Genomic DNA, 17,857 nt, shown 5'->3' with positions numbered 1-17,857 from the left:
CCTAGCGGGATGGATGGCTGACTCGGGCACTCTCATCCAGGCTGCAGACACGGTTACGCCCCGTGCGTTTGGCCTGGTAGAGCGCCGCATCGGCGGCGTGCAGCAGCTCGTCGAGCGCCTGCCCCTGCTGGGGCCAGTACGCCAGGCCGGCGGACAGGGTCACGCGCTGGTCGCCACCGCGTGTGGCGATCTCGCGCGCCGCCAGTTGCGAGCAGATGCTCTGCAGGCGCGCGCTCGCCTCATCAGGATCGGCGCCGGGCAGGATCAGCAGGAACTCCTCGCCACCGATGCGAAACACCGCGTCGGTGCTGCGCAGGTTGTCCAGCAGGTGTTGGGCGACGGCCTTGAGCACATCGTCACCGACCAGGTGTCCGCACTCGTCGTTGAGGCGCTTGAAGTGATCGAGATCGATCAGGGCTACCGCCAGCGGCAGGTTCTCGCGCTGGACCCTGGCCAGCTCGCGCTCGAAGAATTCGTCCAGGTAGCGGCGGTTGTACAGCCCGGTCAACGGGTCGCAGAGCGCCTGCTCGCGCAGTTGCTCGTGCAGGCTGGAGATGGTGCGCAGACGCTCTTCGCTCAACGCCAGCGCCTCGGCCAGCTTCAGCTCGCTCAGGTGACGCTGGGTGACGTCGCGCACGTAGATCATGTGGCCGAGCAGTGCCGGACCATGGCGGGTGGCACGCTCGATGGCGCGCAGACGCACTTCGTAGTAGCGCGCCGCGCTGGTCAGGGTCAGCGGCCGGTCGTGCTCACCGGCGTGCTCGAGCAACAGCGCCTGCAGGTCCGCACCGAACACCGGCCATTGCTTCAGCTCACGCCCCTGCCAGCCCTGCTGCAGCCCGGCCAGCTTCAGCGCCGCCGGGTTGGCCTCGATCACCCGCCGGCTGGGGTCGACCACCAGCACCGGATCGAGCAGGGCTTCGAGCAGCAGATGCCTGGCCACTGGCAACAGGTCGAACAGACGCACGCCCACGATCAGCCATGAGAAGGCGACGAGGGTGAAGGCGAAGCTGAACGGCGTCGGGTCGAAGCCGAACAGTGTCCAGCCGAACCCCACGTAGCCGACGTTGGCCACCCAGGGCACCGCCGTGACCAGCACGAAGGCCAGATAATGGCGGCGGTGCAGCCCCTGGCTGAGCGCCGCCGCGCGCGTCACCACGCCCATGCAGAAGGCCATGAACAGGTAGACGTACACCGCGGCGGCGTAGAACAGCGGGCCATGCTCATAACGCACGGGGGCACCCAGGCTGTCGTCGATCGGCGCACTGCCCGCGCCATAGAACAGGCCATGCCAGGGGTTGCTCAGCGCCAGGCCCCAGACCAGCAGTGGCACCACGCTGAGACCGAGAATGCCCTTGCGCGGCAGCGGTGCACGCATGCTGTTGACGTACTGCCAGAGGAACACCGCCCAGAAGGTCGGCGTGGAAACGATGCCCGGCCAGGCCATGCTGGCCCAGAACATCTTGCAATCGGCACCGAGAAAGCTCATCTCCAGTGCCGCGGCCCCCATCCACCAGAGGCTCGCCAGGTGCAGCAGGATGAAGCTGTCGCGTCCGGGAAAGTCGCGCTGACGCGTGACCCAGTGCGCCAGCATCACGACCCCGAAGCACACCAGCAGGGTCAGCAACACCGGCGGCGACAGGCTCCAGCCGGAAGCCACGCACGCCTGAATCACCTGTCCCTCCTTGCATGCGGGGGACAGGCAAACGGGTCGAACACGGCGGCACCGACACAGAACGAACGGGCAATGACGCGAATCGAAATACGCAAGGGCCTTCCTGACCTCAAATGCTGGATTGGCGCAAGGCAGCTAAGATACTGCAAAAGCCCTGCCGCAGCAGCGCTTTGTTCGCCCTCCGCAGCCTGTCAGGCCTTCGGCTGGCCGCGCAACAGGCTCGCCGCCATCGCAGCGAGCAACCCAACTCCCAGTAGCAGTACAGCCCAGAGTCCCCAACGCTGCCAGTCGGATCGCGATTCGACCTGGCCCGTGGCAGCGGCGAGCAGCGGTTCAGCCAGCTCCGCCCGACCGAGACGGCTCAGGCGCTCTGCCTGGTAACCGGGGATCAGGGTGTGCAACGGCAGCGCCGCCGACTGCGCATGCGCATTGCCCAGTGCGAGCACGTAGGGCGGCTCGCCACGAGCCAGAAACACCAGCCGCGTGGCACGCAGCGCCACCTGGATGGCCACGCTGTCCTGGCCAAGGCCGCCGCCACGCGGGTCCAGCTGCATGCGCAGCTGACGCAGCGGCCAGCCCGGCAAGCTCAGCTCATCGTTGAGCACCTCGCGCCCGCCCTCGGGGAGGCGATAGAGCACGGCATTGGCCAGCGGCTGCCAGCCTCCCTGGTCGCCGGTGCGTGACTCGAAGCGCACGGGGGCCAGCGTGTTGTCCTGCTCCAGGGCGACGCGCAGGCGCTGCAACGGCAACGTCAGTGGCAGCTGCCACTGGAAGCGCCCATCGCCGCTCGCGCGGGCCGCCAGGGGCTCGGACCACACCAGCGGCGCCGGCTGCTGGTCCTGGCGGCGACTGCGCAGCGTCACGCTCTGCAGTTGCGGGGCCGGCAGCGGGCTCTGCCAGAGCAGGCGCAGGTAGCGGGCACGCTGCCCTGGCAACTCGACCTGGCGCTGTTCGATACGCTCGTCGGCGAAGCTCAGGCGGGCCAGTTGTCCGTCGCCCCAGCGGCGCCAGTGCTGCAGGTCGTCACTGGCTTCGATGCTGAAGCGCTGGAACCCCTCCTCGGCACCGCTCCAGTCCAGGGTCAGGCGCACCAGTGGCGCCTCGATGGCACTGGCATCGAGCAACCAGCCGCGCAGTTGCAGGCCGGCGTCGGCCGGGGCGGCATCGCTCAGCTCGATCAAGGTGCCGCTGGTGCTGCGCTCCACGCGCAACGCCGGCACATCCTGCGTATCGGCGGGACCACGCAGCGGGAACCAGCGCACGCCATGTTCCTGCTCCTGGTCCACCCGTTCGCTGCTGGCAGGAATCAGCGCATAGGCCTGCGCCTGGCCATTGGCATCGAACACCCGCAGATCACGCAGGTCAGCATGGCTAGCGGCAAGGTGCGCGGCGAAGGGCAGCTCCAGGCGATACCAGGGGCCCGCGCCTGACAGCTGCAGGTCGGCGGTTTCATGAAAGTCGCGCAGCTGCTCTCCAGCCTGCGCGACAGTCGCCATGGACAGGGCCAGCAGCAGGCCAAGACCGGTCATCTTCATGCGCCAGACTCCTGTTCGTTGGGTGCGTCGCGCTCGGCCTGACGCGGCGGCAGCGGGGCGAAATAGCCCACCACCAGCAGCAGCACGCCCACGCCGATGAAGGACACGATACGTTCCAGCCCGCCGCGATTGCCCAGCTCGACGAAGAACAGCTTGGCCACCACCAGGGCGATCAGCGCCGCCCCGACCAGCCACAGCTCGCGGCGTGCACGCAGGTGCCCGAACAGCATCAGCGCCAGGGCGATCAGGGTCCAGACGATGGACAGCCCGGCCTGCACCAGCATCGATTCGAACAGCGCTGCACTGTGCCAGGGCACGCCGCCCCAGTGATGGGCGCTGCGCATTACCATCAGGGTGAACAGGGCGAACAGCGACACGCCGACCACGACCTGCAACAGCTGCAGCGCACGCCCCGGTTCCAGGCCCAGGCGCGGCAGCGCGGCACGCCCCCAGACGAACAACGCGCCCAGGCACAGCAGCAGGCCTATCTCCAGCGGATTGAGCAGCGGCAGGTACGGCAGCGGGTCGCTGTCGCCTGCACTGTTGGCATTGGCCAGCCAGAACCAGCCGAGCATCAACACGGCCAGGGGCGCAGCCGCCCACAGGCGGTATTCACGTTCGAAGCCAGCCACCGGCCAGGGCAGCCGACGTGCCTGCGCCATGGCCCAGAGATAGGCCGTCGGCAGCAGCGCCCAGCCCAGCCAACGCCAGGCGTTGTAGTGATCGGCCAGACTCAGCAGCAGGTAGCGCAGTTCCAGCGCCAGCACGCCGAGCAACAGCCAGCAGCCGAGCACGTGGGCGACACTGGCCGCCGTGGCCGGCAGCAGCCCGGCCAGGCGCCGCAGCGACCACAGGTGAGCAGCGAACACCAGGCCCCAGCCGAGCCAGCCCCACTGCGCCGCAGGGTGATAGAACGGGTGCCAGGCATACAGCAGCAGCATGCCGGCCAGCGGGACCAGCAGGCCATCGAGCAGGGCCAGCTCGACCCAGCGGTTGCGGGTCGCCAGCCAGGCATACAGCGCCATGTTCAGCGCCAGCAGCACCAGCAGCACGCCGACCTGCAGCTCCGCCGCGACGAAACGCAGCACCTCGCTGGCGAGCGCCAGCGCCCACCAGGCGGCGCCCCAGGTCAGCAGCAGCTGCCCCAGACGCTGCACGCTGACGCCATCGATCCCGCTGTCCCGCCCACTGCGCAGCAGCGCATGCAGACGCCAGGCGCCGATCTGCGCAGCCAGGCCGAGCACCGCAGGTGTCCAGAAGCCGGTATGCGCCAGTGGCGACAGACCGACACCACTGATTCCCGACAGCAGCAGCGGCCCGGCTGCCAGGAAGGCCAGGCCAGCGAACAGCTGCAGCACCAGGCTGAACCAGAAGGCCGCACGCTGCTGCAGGTAGAGCGCCAGCCACAGAGTCAGCAGCCCGCTGGCTCCCCATACCGCCGCAGCGGCCACCCAGGGCAGCACGAACAGCACCGCCAGGTTGATGAACACCAGGCCCACCAGCATCACCCAGGACAAGGCCGCAAGCTGGCGACGGTTGTCACGGATCAGCGGGTCGCGCGCCGCCAGCAGCATGCCCGCGATCAGACCGAAGCCGACCACCGAGGCCGCCAGCAGGCCGAACCAGCCGGCGTTGAAGCCGCCCCGCCCTTGCAGCGACTCCAGCGCCATCTGGCCGAGGAACAGCAGCCCGCCAAGCAGCTGGATGGCGAAGGCGGCGTAGACGAAAACGGGCGCGGCCAGACGCAGGCCGATGAACAGGGTGACCAGACCGGCCAGCGCCCAGGCGATGGCCGTGCCGGGGGCCGCGAAGGTCAGCGGCGCGATCAGGCAGAGGAAGGCCAGCCCCGCCAGCCCCAGCCAGGGCTGCAGACGCACCTCCCAGGGGCTGGCAGCCTGCGGCGCCTGGCGCAGTTGCCAGTAGCTGAACGACAGCGCCACGCCGAGCATCAGCGCGCCCAGCGCCGAGCCGTCGAGCAGGCTGGAGTCGCCCGCTTCCAGGCCTGTGGCGAACGCCAGGGCGGCACCCACCTGCAGCAACAGGGCGAAGCCACGCGCCAGTGGCCGCTGCTGCCGCAGGCCCAGCCAGTAGATCCCGGCACCCTCCACGGCCCAGGCAGCGGCTGTCCAGCTGGCGTCGAGGGCCAGTGGGATGGCCAGGCTGGCGAACACCACGCCCAGGGCCAGGCAGGTTTCCACCAGCAGCAGGGCACGTCCGCCGGCGCGCAGCTGCAGCACACGCGCCAGCAGCAGGTAGAACAGGCCCAGGCCGAGCGCACTGAACGCGGCGGCGAATTCGATGTGGCGCACCAGCGCTACCTGCAGGCCGAAGCCGACCAGCGGTGGACCGAACAGGGTGGTGGCATCGACATAGTCGCCGCGCTGCAGCGACCAGCGCAGCAGTTCGCCACGCGCCTCAGGGGCATCCGCCGCGTCACGCAGGGTGCGGCGGGCGAAGAGCAGGCCGATGGCCACGTACATCAGGAAGAACAGCACCAGGAACGGCTCGGTGCTCCACAGCAGCTGCGGCTCGTAGGAACGCAGCCCCCAGGCGAAGCCGATGCCGAAGGTGCCGACGAAGCCGATCAGGTTGAGCAGGCGCCAGGCCTTGAACCAGGCGATGGCGAAGATGCCGGCATTGAGCAGGGCGAAGTAGGAGAACAGCGCAACATGGTTGCCGCTGCCGGTGGAGGTGAGGATTGGCGCAGCAAAGCCGCCGAGTGCGGCGGCCGCCGCCAGGCCCAGGGCATTCTGCTGCACGGCGAGGATGGCCGAGAACAGCGTCACCGCCACCAGCAGGCCCAGCGCCATGCCCGGGTCGAGCAAGGGATGCAGGCGCATGGCAGCGAACACCGTCAGGTACAGCACGGCGATGCCGGTGCCCTGCAGCACCAGGGCATAGCTGCGGTTGCGCAGCCGCAGCCACCAGCCCAGGCCCAGCAGCGCCAGGGCACTGGCGGCCACGCCCATGTAGCGCAGCTCCACCGGCACCTCGACACCTTCGGTGGCGTAGCGCAGGAGGAAGGCGAGGCCGAGGAACAGCAGGACCACACCGACCCGCAGCACGGTATTGCCGCCGAACAGCCAGGCCTTCGCCGCAGCGATGCCGCGCTCGATCAGGCTGGGCTCGCGTGGTGCCTGTTCGCGCCAGGGACCTTGCTGCGGGGCAGGCGTCGGTTCATGCGCGAGCGACGCGGCAGCTGCCACAGGCTGTGGCGCCGGTTGCTGGGGGGCGACTTCCGGAAGCGGGTCCAGCGTCCAGTCCAGCTCGGGCTCTGGCTCTGGCTCTGGCTCGGGCTCTGGCCGAGGCGCCTCCGCCGTCCTGGGTTGCGGTTCTGGTGTGGGGGGCGCGCTGACGACAGGTTCCGCCGCCACGGGAGCCGCTTCCGGCTCGACAGCCCCGCCCTGCTCGACCTTGACCAGGCGCTCGTGCATGGCCCGCGTGCCGCGCTCGAAACGCTCGGCGAAATCCTTGAGCTGCGCCGCCAGCTGCGCGTTACGCTTCTCGAGCCCCTGCAGGCGCAGCGCCTGGCCCAGGCTCAGGCCGATCAGCCCGCCCAGCAGTGCCCCGGTTAGCGATTCGCTGGCGCCCGTGCCGAGCACCAACCCGACCAGCATGAAAATCCATTGCATGCAGCATGTCCCGTTCCGATGAGAAAGTCGCCTCGCGTCCCTGCTGGCAGCCCGAGGTGGCCACAGGGTGCCTCCGAAAACCTCGGCAAGGTAGTCAGCTTGTTGCCAACGCAGCGCTGACCACGCAGGCCGTTTTTCAGAGTCGCCCGCCAGTATAGGAGTCGCGCCGTCCAACACCCAGAGAGACGATTGCCACCTCCATCACAGGCACAAGGAAAATCCGCCGCCGACCGGTGGTTCACAAATTCACCGCGCCCGCTATCATCGCCGCCCCGTGACCGATGCGGCGCAGACCGCCCCTAGCCAACCATGATCAAGCCCCGCCTGATAGCCGCCGCAGAAATCGACCGCCTGGAAACCTGGGCCAAATACAGCGCCGACATGTGCCACAGCTGCATGTCCAGTTGCTGCACCCTGCCCGTGGAGGTACGCCTGAACGACCTGATCCGCCTGGAGCTGGTGGATGAGTTCGAACGCAGCGAGCCGATCAAGAACATCGCCAAGCGCCTGCAGAAGGACGGCACCATCGAGCGCTTCAACCAGAAGTCGGGCATCTTCACCCTGACGCGCATGTCCAACAACGACTGCCTGTTCCTGGACCGCAAGACACGCCTGTGCAGCGTCTACGAGAAACGCCCGGACACCTGCCGCCACCATCCCAGGGTCGGCCCACGACCGGGCTATTGCGCGTACAAGCCGAAGTAGAGCGCCGTCAGCGGCGCAGGCCGATGACCCGCCCGACGCAGGCCGGCGTTGCCAGCTCGTGGTGGTCTGCCGCCAGGCGCTGCACCTGCTCGGCCACCTGGGCATCGAATGGCGCCGAACGGCCGGCTACGCTGTCGATGTTCATCAGCATCTGTTCGCTTTCCGCCAGGCTGTCGGCCTCTGCCGGGCGATACAGCGCGTGATGGATATGCAGGCGCTTGGCGTCGTGGGCGAGCAACTGCGTGCGCACTTCCACCGCTTCGCCGCCCTTCACTTCCGCCAGGAAGTTGAGATGGCACTCCAGGGTATACAGGGTGTGGCCGGTACGGGCACGACCGGCCTCGTCCAGCCCCAGCGCATCCATCAGCGCATCGGTGGCATGACTGAAGATCAGCAGGTAGAAGGCATCGCGCAGATGGCCGTTGTAGTCGACCCAGTCGGCGTGGATGCGCGTGCGGTAGGTGGTCAGGGCTGCGTTGCACATGTCGATGTGGCTCCGGATGCATCCCCCCGGCCCTTCTCCCGCAGGCAGGAGAAGGGTGGGCGGAGGGGTTGGATAGCGTAGCGCAGGGTTGCCCTGCGCAGAACGGACTCGGCTACTCGGCGAAATCGAAGCCGTGCTTGGCCTTGGTCTGGCGGATCGCCTCGAGTACCGCCAGCAGGCAGTCGTCGCGGTAGCGTTCCAGTGCATCCAGGCTGCGCTCGCCCTGTTGCGCGGCCGTCCCTTCGACTACCGCATCGATCAGCCCCTCGGTCAGCTCCGGCGCTTCCAGGTAGGTCCAGGGCAGCTTCAGCGCCGGGCCGAACTGGGCCATGAAGTGGCGCATGCCGGCCGGCCCGCCGGCCAGGGTGTAGGTGAGGAAGGAGCCCATGAACGACCAGCGCAGGCCGGCGCCGAAACGGATCGCGTCATCGATCTCGCCCGTGGTGGCCACACCGTCGTTGACCAGGTGCAGCGACTCGCGCCACAGCGCCTCGAGCAGGCGGTCGGCGATGAAGCCCGGCACCTCCTTGCGCACGTGCAAGGGGCGCATGCCCAGCGATGCATAGACCTGGATCGCGGCCTGCACGGCCTCCGCTGCGGTTTTCGCGCCACCGACCACCTCCACCAGCGGCAGCAGATAGACCGGATTGAACGGGTGGCCGACCAGGCAACGCTCGGGGCGCACGGCATCGGCATAGAACTCGCTGGGCAGCAGGCCCGAGGTGCTGGAGCCGATCAGCACGTCGGGGCGCGCGGCGGCGCTGATCTTCGCGTGCAGCTCGCACTTGAGTTCCAGGCGCTCGGGCGCACTTTCCTGGATGAAGTCGGCGTTGGCCACGCATTGCTCGATGCTCTCGACGAAACGCAGCCGCTCCAGCGAGGCGCCGGGCGCCAGCCTCTGCTTCTGCTTCTGCAGTGCGGGCCAGGCGTTGGCCAGGCGCGTGCGCAGCGCCTGCTCGGCGCCCGGGGCCGGGTCCCAGGCGATCACGTCGAGGCCATGGGCCAGGGCGCGGGCGATCCAGCCGGCACCGATCACACCGGTGCCGAGGGCGGCGAAAGTCTTGATCTCGGTAACGAAGGTCATGCTTGAACTCCGGTAGCCCGGATGCAATCCGGGGGATGGCAAAGGTTTTCTCGGCCCTGGTTCAGGGTGAGGGGCGCTCGCAAGCGCCCCGGACGACGTGGCGCGTCAGCCACGCCGCTTGAGTTTCATCTTCTCGCGGCCCTCGGCCGGGGTCAGGGCACGGCCGCCAAGGCGTTCGATGATCTCGATGGCGCGCTCGACCAGCTGACCATTGCTGGCATGCACGCCGCGATCGAGCCAGATGTTGTCCTCCAGCCCCACGCGTACGTGGCCACCCAGCAGCATGGCCTGGGCGACCATGGGCATCTGCATGCGGCCGATGCCGAAGCCGGCCCAGGTGATGCCGGGCGGCAGGTTGTCGACCATGGCCTTCATGCTGGTGGTGTCGGCCGGCGCACCCCAGGGAATGCCCAGGCACAACTGGATCAGCGGGTCTTCCAGCAGCCCCTCCTTGAGCATCTGCCTGGCGAACCACAGGTGCCCGGTGTCGAAGATCTCCAGCTCGGCCTTGACCCCCAGCTCGGTGATGCGCCTGGCGCCGGCACGCAGTTGCGCCGGGGTGGAGACGTAGATGAAGTCGCCGTCGCCGAAGTTCAGCGTGCCGCAGTCCAGCGTGCAGATTTCCGGCAGCAGCGCCTCGACGTGCGCCAGGCGTTCGATGGGCCCGACCAGATCGGTACCGGCGCCGAACTCGAGCGGCTGCTCGCCCGCGCCGATCTCCAGATCGCCGCCCATGCCGGCGGTGAGGTTGATGATCACATCGGTGTCGCTGTCGCGGATGCGCTCGACCACCTCGCGGTACAGCGCCACGTCACGGCTGGGCTTGCCGGTCTGCGGATCGCGCACGTGGCAGTGGGCGACGGTGGCGCCGGCCTTGGCCGCTTCGATGGCAGCGGCAGCGATTTCCTTGGGGGTGACCGGTATCGCCGGGTGCTTGCCGACGGTGTCGCCAGCGCCGGTCACCGCGCAGGTGACGATAACCTCGTAGTTCATCTTGAGCTGTCCTGTGCAGGGCATGAGGGTGCCTGCGGCATGGCCGCATGCGTTGGAGAAATGGGGATGGGCGCCGGCCACAGGCCGGCGCCAGGGGCTCAGTTGCCGGCGACCAGGGCGGCGTTGGCCGGCTTGCCGTCGAGCGTGGTGACCCCGACGAGCCAGGCGTCGACCACCTGCGGGTTGGCCTTGATCCAGTCACGCGCGACCTGCTCCGGCGCCTTGCGCTCCATGATCGGCTGCATCAGCGCGGCCTCCTGGTCGCTGGTGAAGCGCAGGCTGGTCAGCAGGCGATTGGCATTCGGGCAGCGCTCGGCGTAGTCCGGCGCAGTCACGGTGGAGACGGTGGCGGCGCCATCGTTGGGGCCGAACACATCGTCGGTGCCGCTCAGGTAGGAGATCTTCATCGACAGGTTCATCGGATGGGGTTTCCAGCCGAAGAACACCACCGGTTTCTGGTTCTTCGCCGCGCGACCGACCGCCGCGAGCATGCCCGCCTCGCTGGACTCGACGAGCTTGAAGCCGCCCAGGCCGAACTGGTTGGCATCGATCATCTTCTGGATCGCGGTGTTGGCCCCGGAGCCGGCTTCGATACCGTAGATCTTGCCGTCCAGCTCGTCCTTGAACCTGGCGATGTCGGCCAGGGTCCTGAGGCCCTTGTCGGCGGTGTAGCTGGGTACCGCGAGCACTGCCACGGCATCGCTCAGCGACGGCTCGGCGGCGACCTTGACCGCGCCGGCATCGAGGAACGGCTTGATGTTGTCGTCCATGATCGGCTTCCAGTAGCCGAGGAAGGCGTCGACCTGGCCCTTCTGGATACCGGCGAAGATGATCTGTTGCGATGCCTGGGTCTGCTTGGTCTCGTAGCCGAGCCCTTTCAGCAGCTCGCTGGCGACTGCGGTGGTGGCGACCACGTCGGTCCAGCCGACGGCGCCGAGGCGAACGTTCTTGCAGCTGGCGTCATCGGCCAGCAGGGAGGTACTGAACAGGCTCAGGGTGCAGCACGCGGCCAGCGCGGTAAGACCTTTCATCTGGGTGCTCCTCATCGTGTCACAGCGGTTCTATTTCGTTCTTCTAGAGGCTCGTGGCCCCCACCGTGCTCGGGGATCTCGTCTCCCGATGACACCACCTTACGCCGGCCACTGGCAGAATATTCGAACTTATCCGACTATTACTTGACCTATGACGACCTGTTTCATGCGACATCTGCGCCTGCTTCCCTGGCGCAGACGCGCGGAGCGACGATGACCCAGACCTTCTGCTTCCTGCTCCTGCCCGGCTTTTCCATGATGGGCCTGATGTCGGCGATCGAGCCATTGCGCGTGGCCAACCGCTTTCGCGGCGACCTGTATCGCTGGCACCTGCTCAGCCGCGACGGCGCCGCCGTGGCGGCGAGCAACGGCATGTCGCTGAATGTCGACGGTGCACTGGAACTGGTGGAGGCGACCGAGGCGCTGTTCGTGGTCGCCGGTTTCGACCCGCTGGCCCACCACGACAGTCGCCTGACGCACTGGCTGCAACGCTGCGAAACGGAGCTCAAGGTGCTTGGCGGCATCGACACCGGCAGTTTCGTGCTGGCCGAGGCCGGGCTGTTCCAGCAGCAGCGCCTGACCCTGCACTGGGAAGCCATCGACGCCTTCCGCGAGCGCTATCCGGCGCTGCAGGTGACCCAGGAGCTGTTCGAGATCGACGGCCGGCGCATCACCAGTGCCGGCGGCACCAGCAGCCTCGACCTGATGCTCGGGCTGATCGCCCAGGACCATGGCGAGGCCCTGGCGGTGCAGGTTTCCGAGCAGTTCGTGGTCAGCCGCATCCGCACGCGCCTGGACCACCAGCGCATGCAGGTGGCCAGCCGCTATGGCCTGCACAACCGCAAGCTGATCCGCGTCATCGGCGAGATGGAGCGCCACAGCGAGCAGCCGTTGAGCGGCGAGGTGCTGGCCGAGCGCGTCGGCGTCAGCGTGCGCCAGCTGGAGCGCCTGTTCCGCCATCACCTGGCGACCACGCCGTCGGCGTTCTATCTCGGCCTGCGCCTGGACAAGGCGCGCCAGCTGCTGCGCCAGAGCGACCTCAGCGTGCTCGAGGTGAGCCTGGCCTGCGGTTTCGAGTCGTCGAGCTACTTCTCCCGCAGCTACAAGGCGCACTTCGGCAGCACGCCAAGCAGGGACCGGCACGAGCACCCGTCCCACGCCTGAGCGGAGTACTAGACGGAGCGGCCCATTTCGGCGAGCGCGGACTGCACCAGGGGGTGCAGGTTCTCGCCGTGGCGCTCCAGTTGCCAGGCCATCAGTTCGATGCGCATCGCCGGCGTCCAGAAGTTCTGCAGGTGCTGATGAACCCCCTTGACCGCCTGCTCCCTGTCCGGCTCGGTGGCGAAGAACTGGGCGATCTGATTGGCCATCTTGACCAGGTTCTCGGCGCTCATCGACGCACCTCCGCTTTCTCCTGCCTGCGCCGCTCGGCGAGCAGGCGCCGCTGCTCGTCACTGAAGGCCTGGTAGCGTTTCTGCCACTCCGAAGGCTGGTAGACTCGGGTGACCTCCACCGCCGTGACCTTGTACTCCGGGCAGTTGGTCGCCCAGTCGGAGTTGTCGGTGGTGATCACGTTGGCGCCGGACTCCGGGAAGTGGAAGGTGGTGTAGACCACCCCCGGCGCCACGCGCTCACTGACCCGCGCGCGCAGCACGGTCTGCCCGGAGCGGCTGCCCACGCCGACCCAGTCGCCGTCGCCGATACCGCGGCTCTCGGCATCGCTGGGGTGGATCTCCAGGCGGTCCTCCTCGTGCCAGGCGACGTTGTCGGTACGCCGCGTCTGCGCGCCGACGTTGTACTGGCTGAGAATGCGCCCGGTGGTGAGCAGCAGCGGGAAGCGGCTGTTGACCTTCTCTTCGGTCGGCACGTAGCCGGTGAGCATGAAGCGCCCCTTGCCCCGCACGAACTGGTCGATGTGCATGGTCGGCGTACCGTCCGGCGCGGCATCGTTGCACGGCCACTGCAGGCTGCCGTGACGGTCGAGCTCGGCGTAGCTGACGCGGGCGAAGGTCGGCGTCAGGCTGGCGATCTCGTCCATGATCTGCGCCGGGTGCTGATAGTCCATCCGGTAGCCCAGCGCCTCGGCCAGGGCGATGGTGGCCTGCCAGTCGGACTTGCCGGCCAGCGGCTCCATCACCTTGCGCACCCGCGAGATGCGCCGCTCGGCGTTGGTGAAGGTGCCGTCCTTCTCGAGGAAGGAACTGCCCGGCAGGAACACATGGGCGAACTTGGCGGTTTCGTTGAGGAAGATATCCTGCACCACCACGCATTCCATCGCCGACAGCGCGGCGGTGACGTGCTGGGTGTTGGGGTCGCTCTGGGCGATGTCCTCGCCCTGGCAGTACAGCGCCTTGAAGCTGCCGCCGAGCGCGGCCTCGAACATGTTGGGGATGCGCAGGCCCGGATCGGGTTGCAGGGTGACGCCCCAGGCCTGTTCGAACTGGGCGCGGACCTCGGCGTTGGAGACATGCCGGTAACCCGGCAGCTCGTGCGGGAAGGACCCCATGTCGCAGGAACCCTGCACGTTGTTCTGCCCGCGCAGCGGGTTGACCCCCACGCCTTCACGACCGATGTTGCCGGTGGCCATGGCCAGGTTGGCGATGCCCATCACGGTGGTACTGCCCTGGCTGTGCTCGGTGACGCCCAGGCCGTAGTAGATGGCCGCATTGCCTCCGGTGGCGTACAGGCGCGCCGCCTGGCGAATCAGCTGCGGCTCGACGCCACAGACCGGGCCGAGCACCTCCGGCGAATTCTCCGCCTGGCCGACGAAGGCGCTCCAGCGGGCGAAGTCCGCGGCTTCGCAGCGCGCGTCGATGAATGCCTGGTCGAGCAGGCCCTCGCTGACGATGACGTGCGCCAGCGCGTTGAGCATGGCCACGTTGGTGCCCGGACGCAGCGCCAGGTGCAGCTCGGCGCGGGCGTGCGGCGAATCCACCAGGTCGATGCGCCGCGGGTCGATGACGATCAGGCGTGCGCCCTGACGCAGGCGGCGCTTGAGCTGGGAGCCGAACACCGGGTGCGCGTCGGTGGGGTTGGCACCGATCACCAGGATCACGTCGGCCTGCATCACCGAATCGAAGTTCTGCGTGCCGGCCGACTCGCCGAGGGTCTGCTTGAGGCCGTAGCCGGTCGGCGAGTGGCAGACGCGCGCGCAGGTATCGACGTTGTTGTTGCCGAAGCCGGCTCGCACCAGCTTCTGCACCAGGTAGACCTCCTCGTTGGTGCAGCGGCTGGAGGTGATGCCACCGATGGAGTCACGCCCGTAGGCCAGCTGGATGCGGCGGAACTCGCTGGCGGCGTAGGTCACCGCCTCGTCCCAGCTGACCTCCTGCCACGGATCGCTGATGCGCTTGCGGATCATCGGCTTGGTGATGCGATCCGGATGGGTCGCATAGCCCCAGGCGAAGCGCCCCTTGACGCAGGAATGGCCGTGGTTGGCCTGGCCGTTCTTGTCCGGCACCATGCGCACCAGCTCGTCGCCCTTCATCTCGGCGCGGAACGAGCAACCGACGCCGCAGTAGGCACAGGTGGTGATCACACTGCGCTCGGGCTGGCCCTTCTCGACCACGCTCTTTTCCATCAGCGTCGCGGTCGGACAGGCCTGCACGCAGGCGCCGCAGGAGACGCACTCGGAGCTGAGGAAATCCTCGCCCCCCGCCGCCGCCACCCGCGAGTCGAAGCCACGCCCGTCGATGGTCAGCGCGAAGGTGCCCTGCACTTCCTCGCAGGCCCGCACGCAGCGGCTGCAGACGATGCACTTGCTCGGGTCGTAATCGAAGTAGGGGTTGGAGACGTCCTTGGCCTCGCTCAGGTGGTTGGCCCCCTCGTAGCCGTAACGCACCTCGCGCAGGCCGACCTGGCCGGCAACGGTCTGCAGCTCGCAGTTGCCGTTGGCCGAGCAGGTCAGGCAGTCCAGCGGGTGATCGGAGATGTACAGCTCCATCACGTTGCGGCGCAGGGTCGCCAGCTTCGTGGTCTGGGTACGCACCACCATGCCCTCGCTGACCGGTGTGGTGCAGGACGCGGGGTAGCCGCGCATGCCCTCGATCTCGACCAGGCACATGCGGCAGGAGCCGAAGGCTTCCAGGTTGTCGCTGGCGCAGAGCTTGGGAATGCTGGTGCCGAGCATCGCGGCGGCGCGCATCACCGAGGTGCCGGCCGGCACGCTGATGCTGCGTCCATCGATGTTCAGGCTGACCTGCACCTCGCTCTCGCGAGCAGGGGTGCCGAAGTCGGTGTCCGTGGCGGGGTCGAAGTAGCTGATCATTGTTCTGCCTCCGAGGTCTTGAGCCCGAAGTCGCCGGGGAAGTGCTTGAGCGCACTGCTCACCGGAAAGGCCGTCATTCCACCCAGGGCACACAGGGAGCCGTGGGTCAGGGTGTCGCACAGGTCCTTGAGGATGATCACCTGCTCGTCACGGGCAGCGTCATCGCTGGCCGCCAGCAGGCGGTCGACCACCTCGACGCCGCGGGTGGAACCGATGCGACAGGGCGTGCACTTGCCGCAGGACTCCTCGGCGCAGAACGCCAGGGCGAAACGCGCCATCTGCGCCATGTCCAGGCTGTCATCGGCCAGCACCACGCCACCGTGCCCGAGCATCGCGCCCATGGCGGCGAAGGCCTCGTAATCCAGCGGCGTGTCGAACTGCGCCGGCGGCACCCAGGCGCCCAGCGGGCCGCCGACCTGCGCCGCCTTGATCGGCCGGCCGCTGGCGGTCCCGCCGCCGTAGTCCTCCACCAGCTCGCGCAGGGTCAGGCCGAAGGCGCGCTCGACCAGGCCGCCCTGGCGGACGTTGCCGGCGAGCTGGAACGGCATGGTGCCGAGCGAGCGCCCCATGCCGAAATCGCGGTAGAAGGCGGCGCCACGCGCCAGGATGACCGGCACCGAGGCCAGGGTCAGCACGTTGTGCACCAGCGTCGGCTGGCCGAACAGCCCCTGCAGCGCCGGCAGCGGCGGCTTGGCCCGCACCGTGCCACGCTTGCCCTCGAGGGATTCGAGCAGCGAGGTCTCCTCACCGCAGATGTAGGCGCCAGCGCCGACACGCACCTCCAGGTCGAAGGCACGGCCACTGCCGCCCACGTCGGCGCCGAGCCAGCCGGCCGCGCGGGCGACCTCGATGGCCTCGCGCAGGACCTGCACGGCCTGCGGGTATTCGGAGCGCACGTAGATGTAGCCCATGCTCGCCTCGACCGCCAGGCCGGCAATCGCCATGCCCTCGATCAGCACGAAGGGGTCGCCCTCCATCAGCATGCGGTCGGCGAAGGTGCCGGAGTCGCCTTCGTCGGCATTGCACACCACGTACTTCTGCGCGGCCTGGGCGCCGCGCACGGTGCGCCACTTGATGCCGGCCGGGAAGGCCGCGCCGCCACGCCCGCGCAGCCCGGAATCGAGCACCTCGGTGACGATGGCGTCGCCGTCCATGCCGATGGCGCGGGTCAGCCCCGCGAATCCGCCGCTGGCGCAATAATCCTCCAGCACCGTGGGCCGGGTCAGACCGGCACGGGCGAAGATCAGTCGTTGCTGGCTATGGATGAACGGCAGCGCCTCGACCAGACCAACGGCAGCCGGCGCCGGGTTGCCGGCATCGGTCAGGGCATCGAGCAGCGCGCCGGCCTGGTCGGCAGACAACGGGCCGAAGCCCTGGCGCCCTTCGGCGCTGTCGACCTCCACCAATGGCTCCAGCCAGTACATGCCGCGCGAACTGCTGCGGCGGATCTCCAGCGGCAACTGGCGGCGCTCGGCCTCCTCGCGCAGGGCCTCGGCCAGCAGATCGGCACCCACCGCGCGGGCGAGCGAATCGCAGGGAACATGGAGCGTCAGCATGATTCTTTCTCCAGGCAGCCTTCGACCAGTTCGTGCAGGCGCTGCGGCGTCACCCGCGCATGCACCTGGCCATCCAGCTCCAGGGCCGGAGAACAGGCGCAGGCACCCAGGCAGTAGACCGGGCGCAGACTGATCTGGCCATCCGCGCTGGAGCCGTGGTCATCCAGGTCGAGGTGTTCGCGCACCTGGGCGGCCAGCGCCTTGGCACCACGGCTCTGGCACGACTCGGCGAGGCACAGGCGCAGGATGTGCCTGGCCGGCGCGACGCGGCGGAAGTCGTGGTAGAAGCTGATCACGCCGAGCACCTCGGCCTGGGTCAGGTTCAGGGCATGGGCGATCTCGCCGATGGCGATATCCGGTATGTGACCGATACCGTCCTGGATGGCGTGCAGCACGGGCAGCAGGGCACCGGGGGTGTCCTTGTGCGCGTGCAGAACGCCTTGGATCAAAGGCAGGTGAAGCGTCTCATCAGGCATTACAGCGTTCCTCTGTCACAGGCCGTTGTTGTTCTTGGGGCCTGGAGGTTTCGGCTGTGGCGAGCGGCCCGCCACGGTTGCGAGCCGATCACCATCGAAGATGGCCAGGGCGGTGCATCTGCGCGCACGCGCCTGGGCATTGGCTGAGCTTGCCATTCCCGCACCGGCGGGATTGCACCGCAGCGACGCCGCGCATACTGAAACCGACGCCCGGCGACGAAGCACTACCACACCCATCCTTTATAGGCGTTGACGACAGGATTCGCCGCACCATCGCGCCCGTCACCGCGAACGCGCCATGGCCCGGAGCCCGCCAGGCAGACGCGAAAGCGGCGCAGCGAAGCCCGCATGTCTATCCGCGACCGGTTTGACGTTTTCGGCAATACCCCAGTCGTTTTTACGCGATAGCGCCCAAAGTC

13 protein-coding genes are annotated in these 17,857 nt (G+C 68.2%); 2 read left to right on the top strand and 11 right to left on the bottom strand.

The genetic code is table 11. The annotated features are described in order from the left end of the window. Position 1 precedes the first annotated feature (1 nt). The 3 genes from EWH21_RS03655 to EWH21_RS03645 form a co-directional block, all read right to left on the bottom strand. Positions 2–1,672 carry a histidine kinase N-terminal 7TM domain-containing protein gene (locus tag EWH21_RS03655; protein ID WP_277700590.1) on the bottom strand — a complete coding sequence of 557 codons (1,671 nt, stop codon included), beginning with the start codon at positions 1,670–1,672 and terminating at the stop codon, positions 2–4. A gap of 194 nt (positions 1,673–1,866) precedes the next feature. Beyond that, positions 1,867–3,210 (bottom strand): DUF3999 domain-containing protein, encoded by a 1,344-nt coding sequence (locus tag EWH21_RS03650; RefSeq protein ID WP_277699807.1) that lies wholly within the window; start codon positions 3,208–3,210, stop codon positions 1,867–1,869. Further along, the gene (locus tag EWH21_RS03645) at positions 3,207–6,842 is read right to left on the bottom strand and encodes a DUF2339 domain-containing protein (RefSeq protein ID WP_277699806.1); all 3,636 of its coding nucleotides are present in this window, start codon (positions 6,840–6,842) and stop codon (positions 3,207–3,209) included. Before EWH21_RS03645 ends, EWH21_RS03650 begins: the two co-directional genes overlap by 4 nt. Before the next feature lie 309 nt (positions 6,843–7,151). Between EWH21_RS03645 and EWH21_RS03640 the strand changes: the two genes are divergently transcribed. Further along, a complete protein-coding gene (locus EWH21_RS03640; RefSeq protein WP_047588238.1) occupies positions 7,152–7,547 on the top strand; it encodes a YkgJ family cysteine cluster protein in 396 nt (131 codons plus the stop codon). A gap of 7 nt (positions 7,548–7,554) precedes the next feature. Here EWH21_RS03640 and EWH21_RS03635 read toward each other — a convergent pair whose 3' ends face one another. From EWH21_RS03635 to choX, 4 genes are all read right to left on the bottom strand, one after another. Then, positions 7,555–8,031 carry a thioesterase family protein gene (locus tag EWH21_RS03635; RefSeq protein WP_037049939.1) on the bottom strand — a complete coding sequence of 159 codons (477 nt, stop codon included), beginning with the start codon at positions 8,029–8,031 and terminating at the stop codon, positions 7,555–7,557. 112 nt (positions 8,032–8,143) lie between these two features. After that, positions 8,144–9,115 carry an L-carnitine dehydrogenase gene (locus EWH21_RS03630; protein WP_277699805.1) on the bottom strand — a complete coding sequence of 324 codons (972 nt, stop codon included), beginning with the start codon at positions 9,113–9,115 and terminating at the stop codon, positions 8,144–8,146. A 105-nt stretch (positions 9,116–9,220) separates the two neighbouring features. Beyond that, positions 9,221–10,108 (bottom strand): 3-keto-5-aminohexanoate cleavage protein, encoded by an 888-nt coding sequence (locus EWH21_RS03625; protein ID WP_037049944.1) that lies wholly within the window; start codon positions 10,106–10,108, stop codon positions 9,221–9,223. A 98-nt stretch (positions 10,109–10,206) separates the two neighbouring features. Continuing rightward, positions 10,207–11,139 carry a choline ABC transporter substrate-binding protein gene (gene choX, locus EWH21_RS03620; RefSeq protein WP_152487697.1) on the bottom strand — a complete coding sequence of 311 codons (933 nt, stop codon included), beginning with the start codon at positions 11,137–11,139 and terminating at the stop codon, positions 10,207–10,209. Positions 11,140–11,352: 213 nt separating this feature from the next. Between choX and EWH21_RS03615 the strand changes: the two genes are divergently transcribed. Next, positions 11,353–12,303, top strand: a complete 951-nt coding sequence (locus EWH21_RS03615) for a GlxA family transcriptional regulator (protein WP_047588230.1) — start codon at positions 11,353–11,355, stop codon at positions 12,301–12,303. Between the two features lie 8 nt (positions 12,304–12,311). Here the strand turns inward: EWH21_RS03615 and EWH21_RS03610 are convergent, their stop codons facing one another. Genes EWH21_RS03610 through EWH21_RS03595 form a run of 4 tightly spaced genes read right to left on the bottom strand, consistent with a single transcriptional unit; the run spans position 12,312 to position 17,438 of the window. Then, positions 12,312–12,533, bottom strand: coding sequence for a formate dehydrogenase subunit delta (locus EWH21_RS03610; RefSeq protein ID WP_037049955.1), 222 nt, complete (start codon positions 12,531–12,533; stop codon positions 12,312–12,314). Then, positions 12,530–15,406: a formate dehydrogenase subunit alpha gene (gene fdhF, locus EWH21_RS03605; protein WP_037049957.1), complete on the bottom strand. Its 2,877-nt coding sequence runs from the start codon at positions 15,404–15,406 to the stop codon at positions 12,530–12,532. Before fdhF ends, EWH21_RS03610 begins: the two co-directional genes overlap by 4 nt. Next, entirely contained in the window at positions 15,403–16,962 is a 1,560-nt protein-coding gene (locus EWH21_RS03600; RefSeq protein ID WP_175253252.1) for a formate dehydrogenase beta subunit, read from the bottom strand. Before EWH21_RS03600 ends, fdhF begins: the two co-directional genes overlap by 4 nt. Then, complete coding sequence (locus tag EWH21_RS03595; RefSeq protein ID WP_150607715.1) at positions 16,956–17,438, bottom strand: formate dehydrogenase subunit gamma; 483 nt, start codon at positions 17,436–17,438, stop codon at positions 16,956–16,958. Before EWH21_RS03595 ends, EWH21_RS03600 begins: the two co-directional genes overlap by 7 nt. Between the last annotated feature and the right edge of the window lie 419 nt (positions 17,439–17,857).

Source organism: Pseudomonas sp. REST10 (genome assembly GCF_029542605.1).
GTDB classification, from domain to species: domain Bacteria; phylum Pseudomonadota; class Gammaproteobacteria; order Pseudomonadales; family Pseudomonadaceae; genus Aquipseudomonas; species Aquipseudomonas khazarica.
The sequence above is the reverse complement of the archived record's forward strand: the minus strand, read 5'-3'. Positions and strand labels throughout refer to the sequence as shown.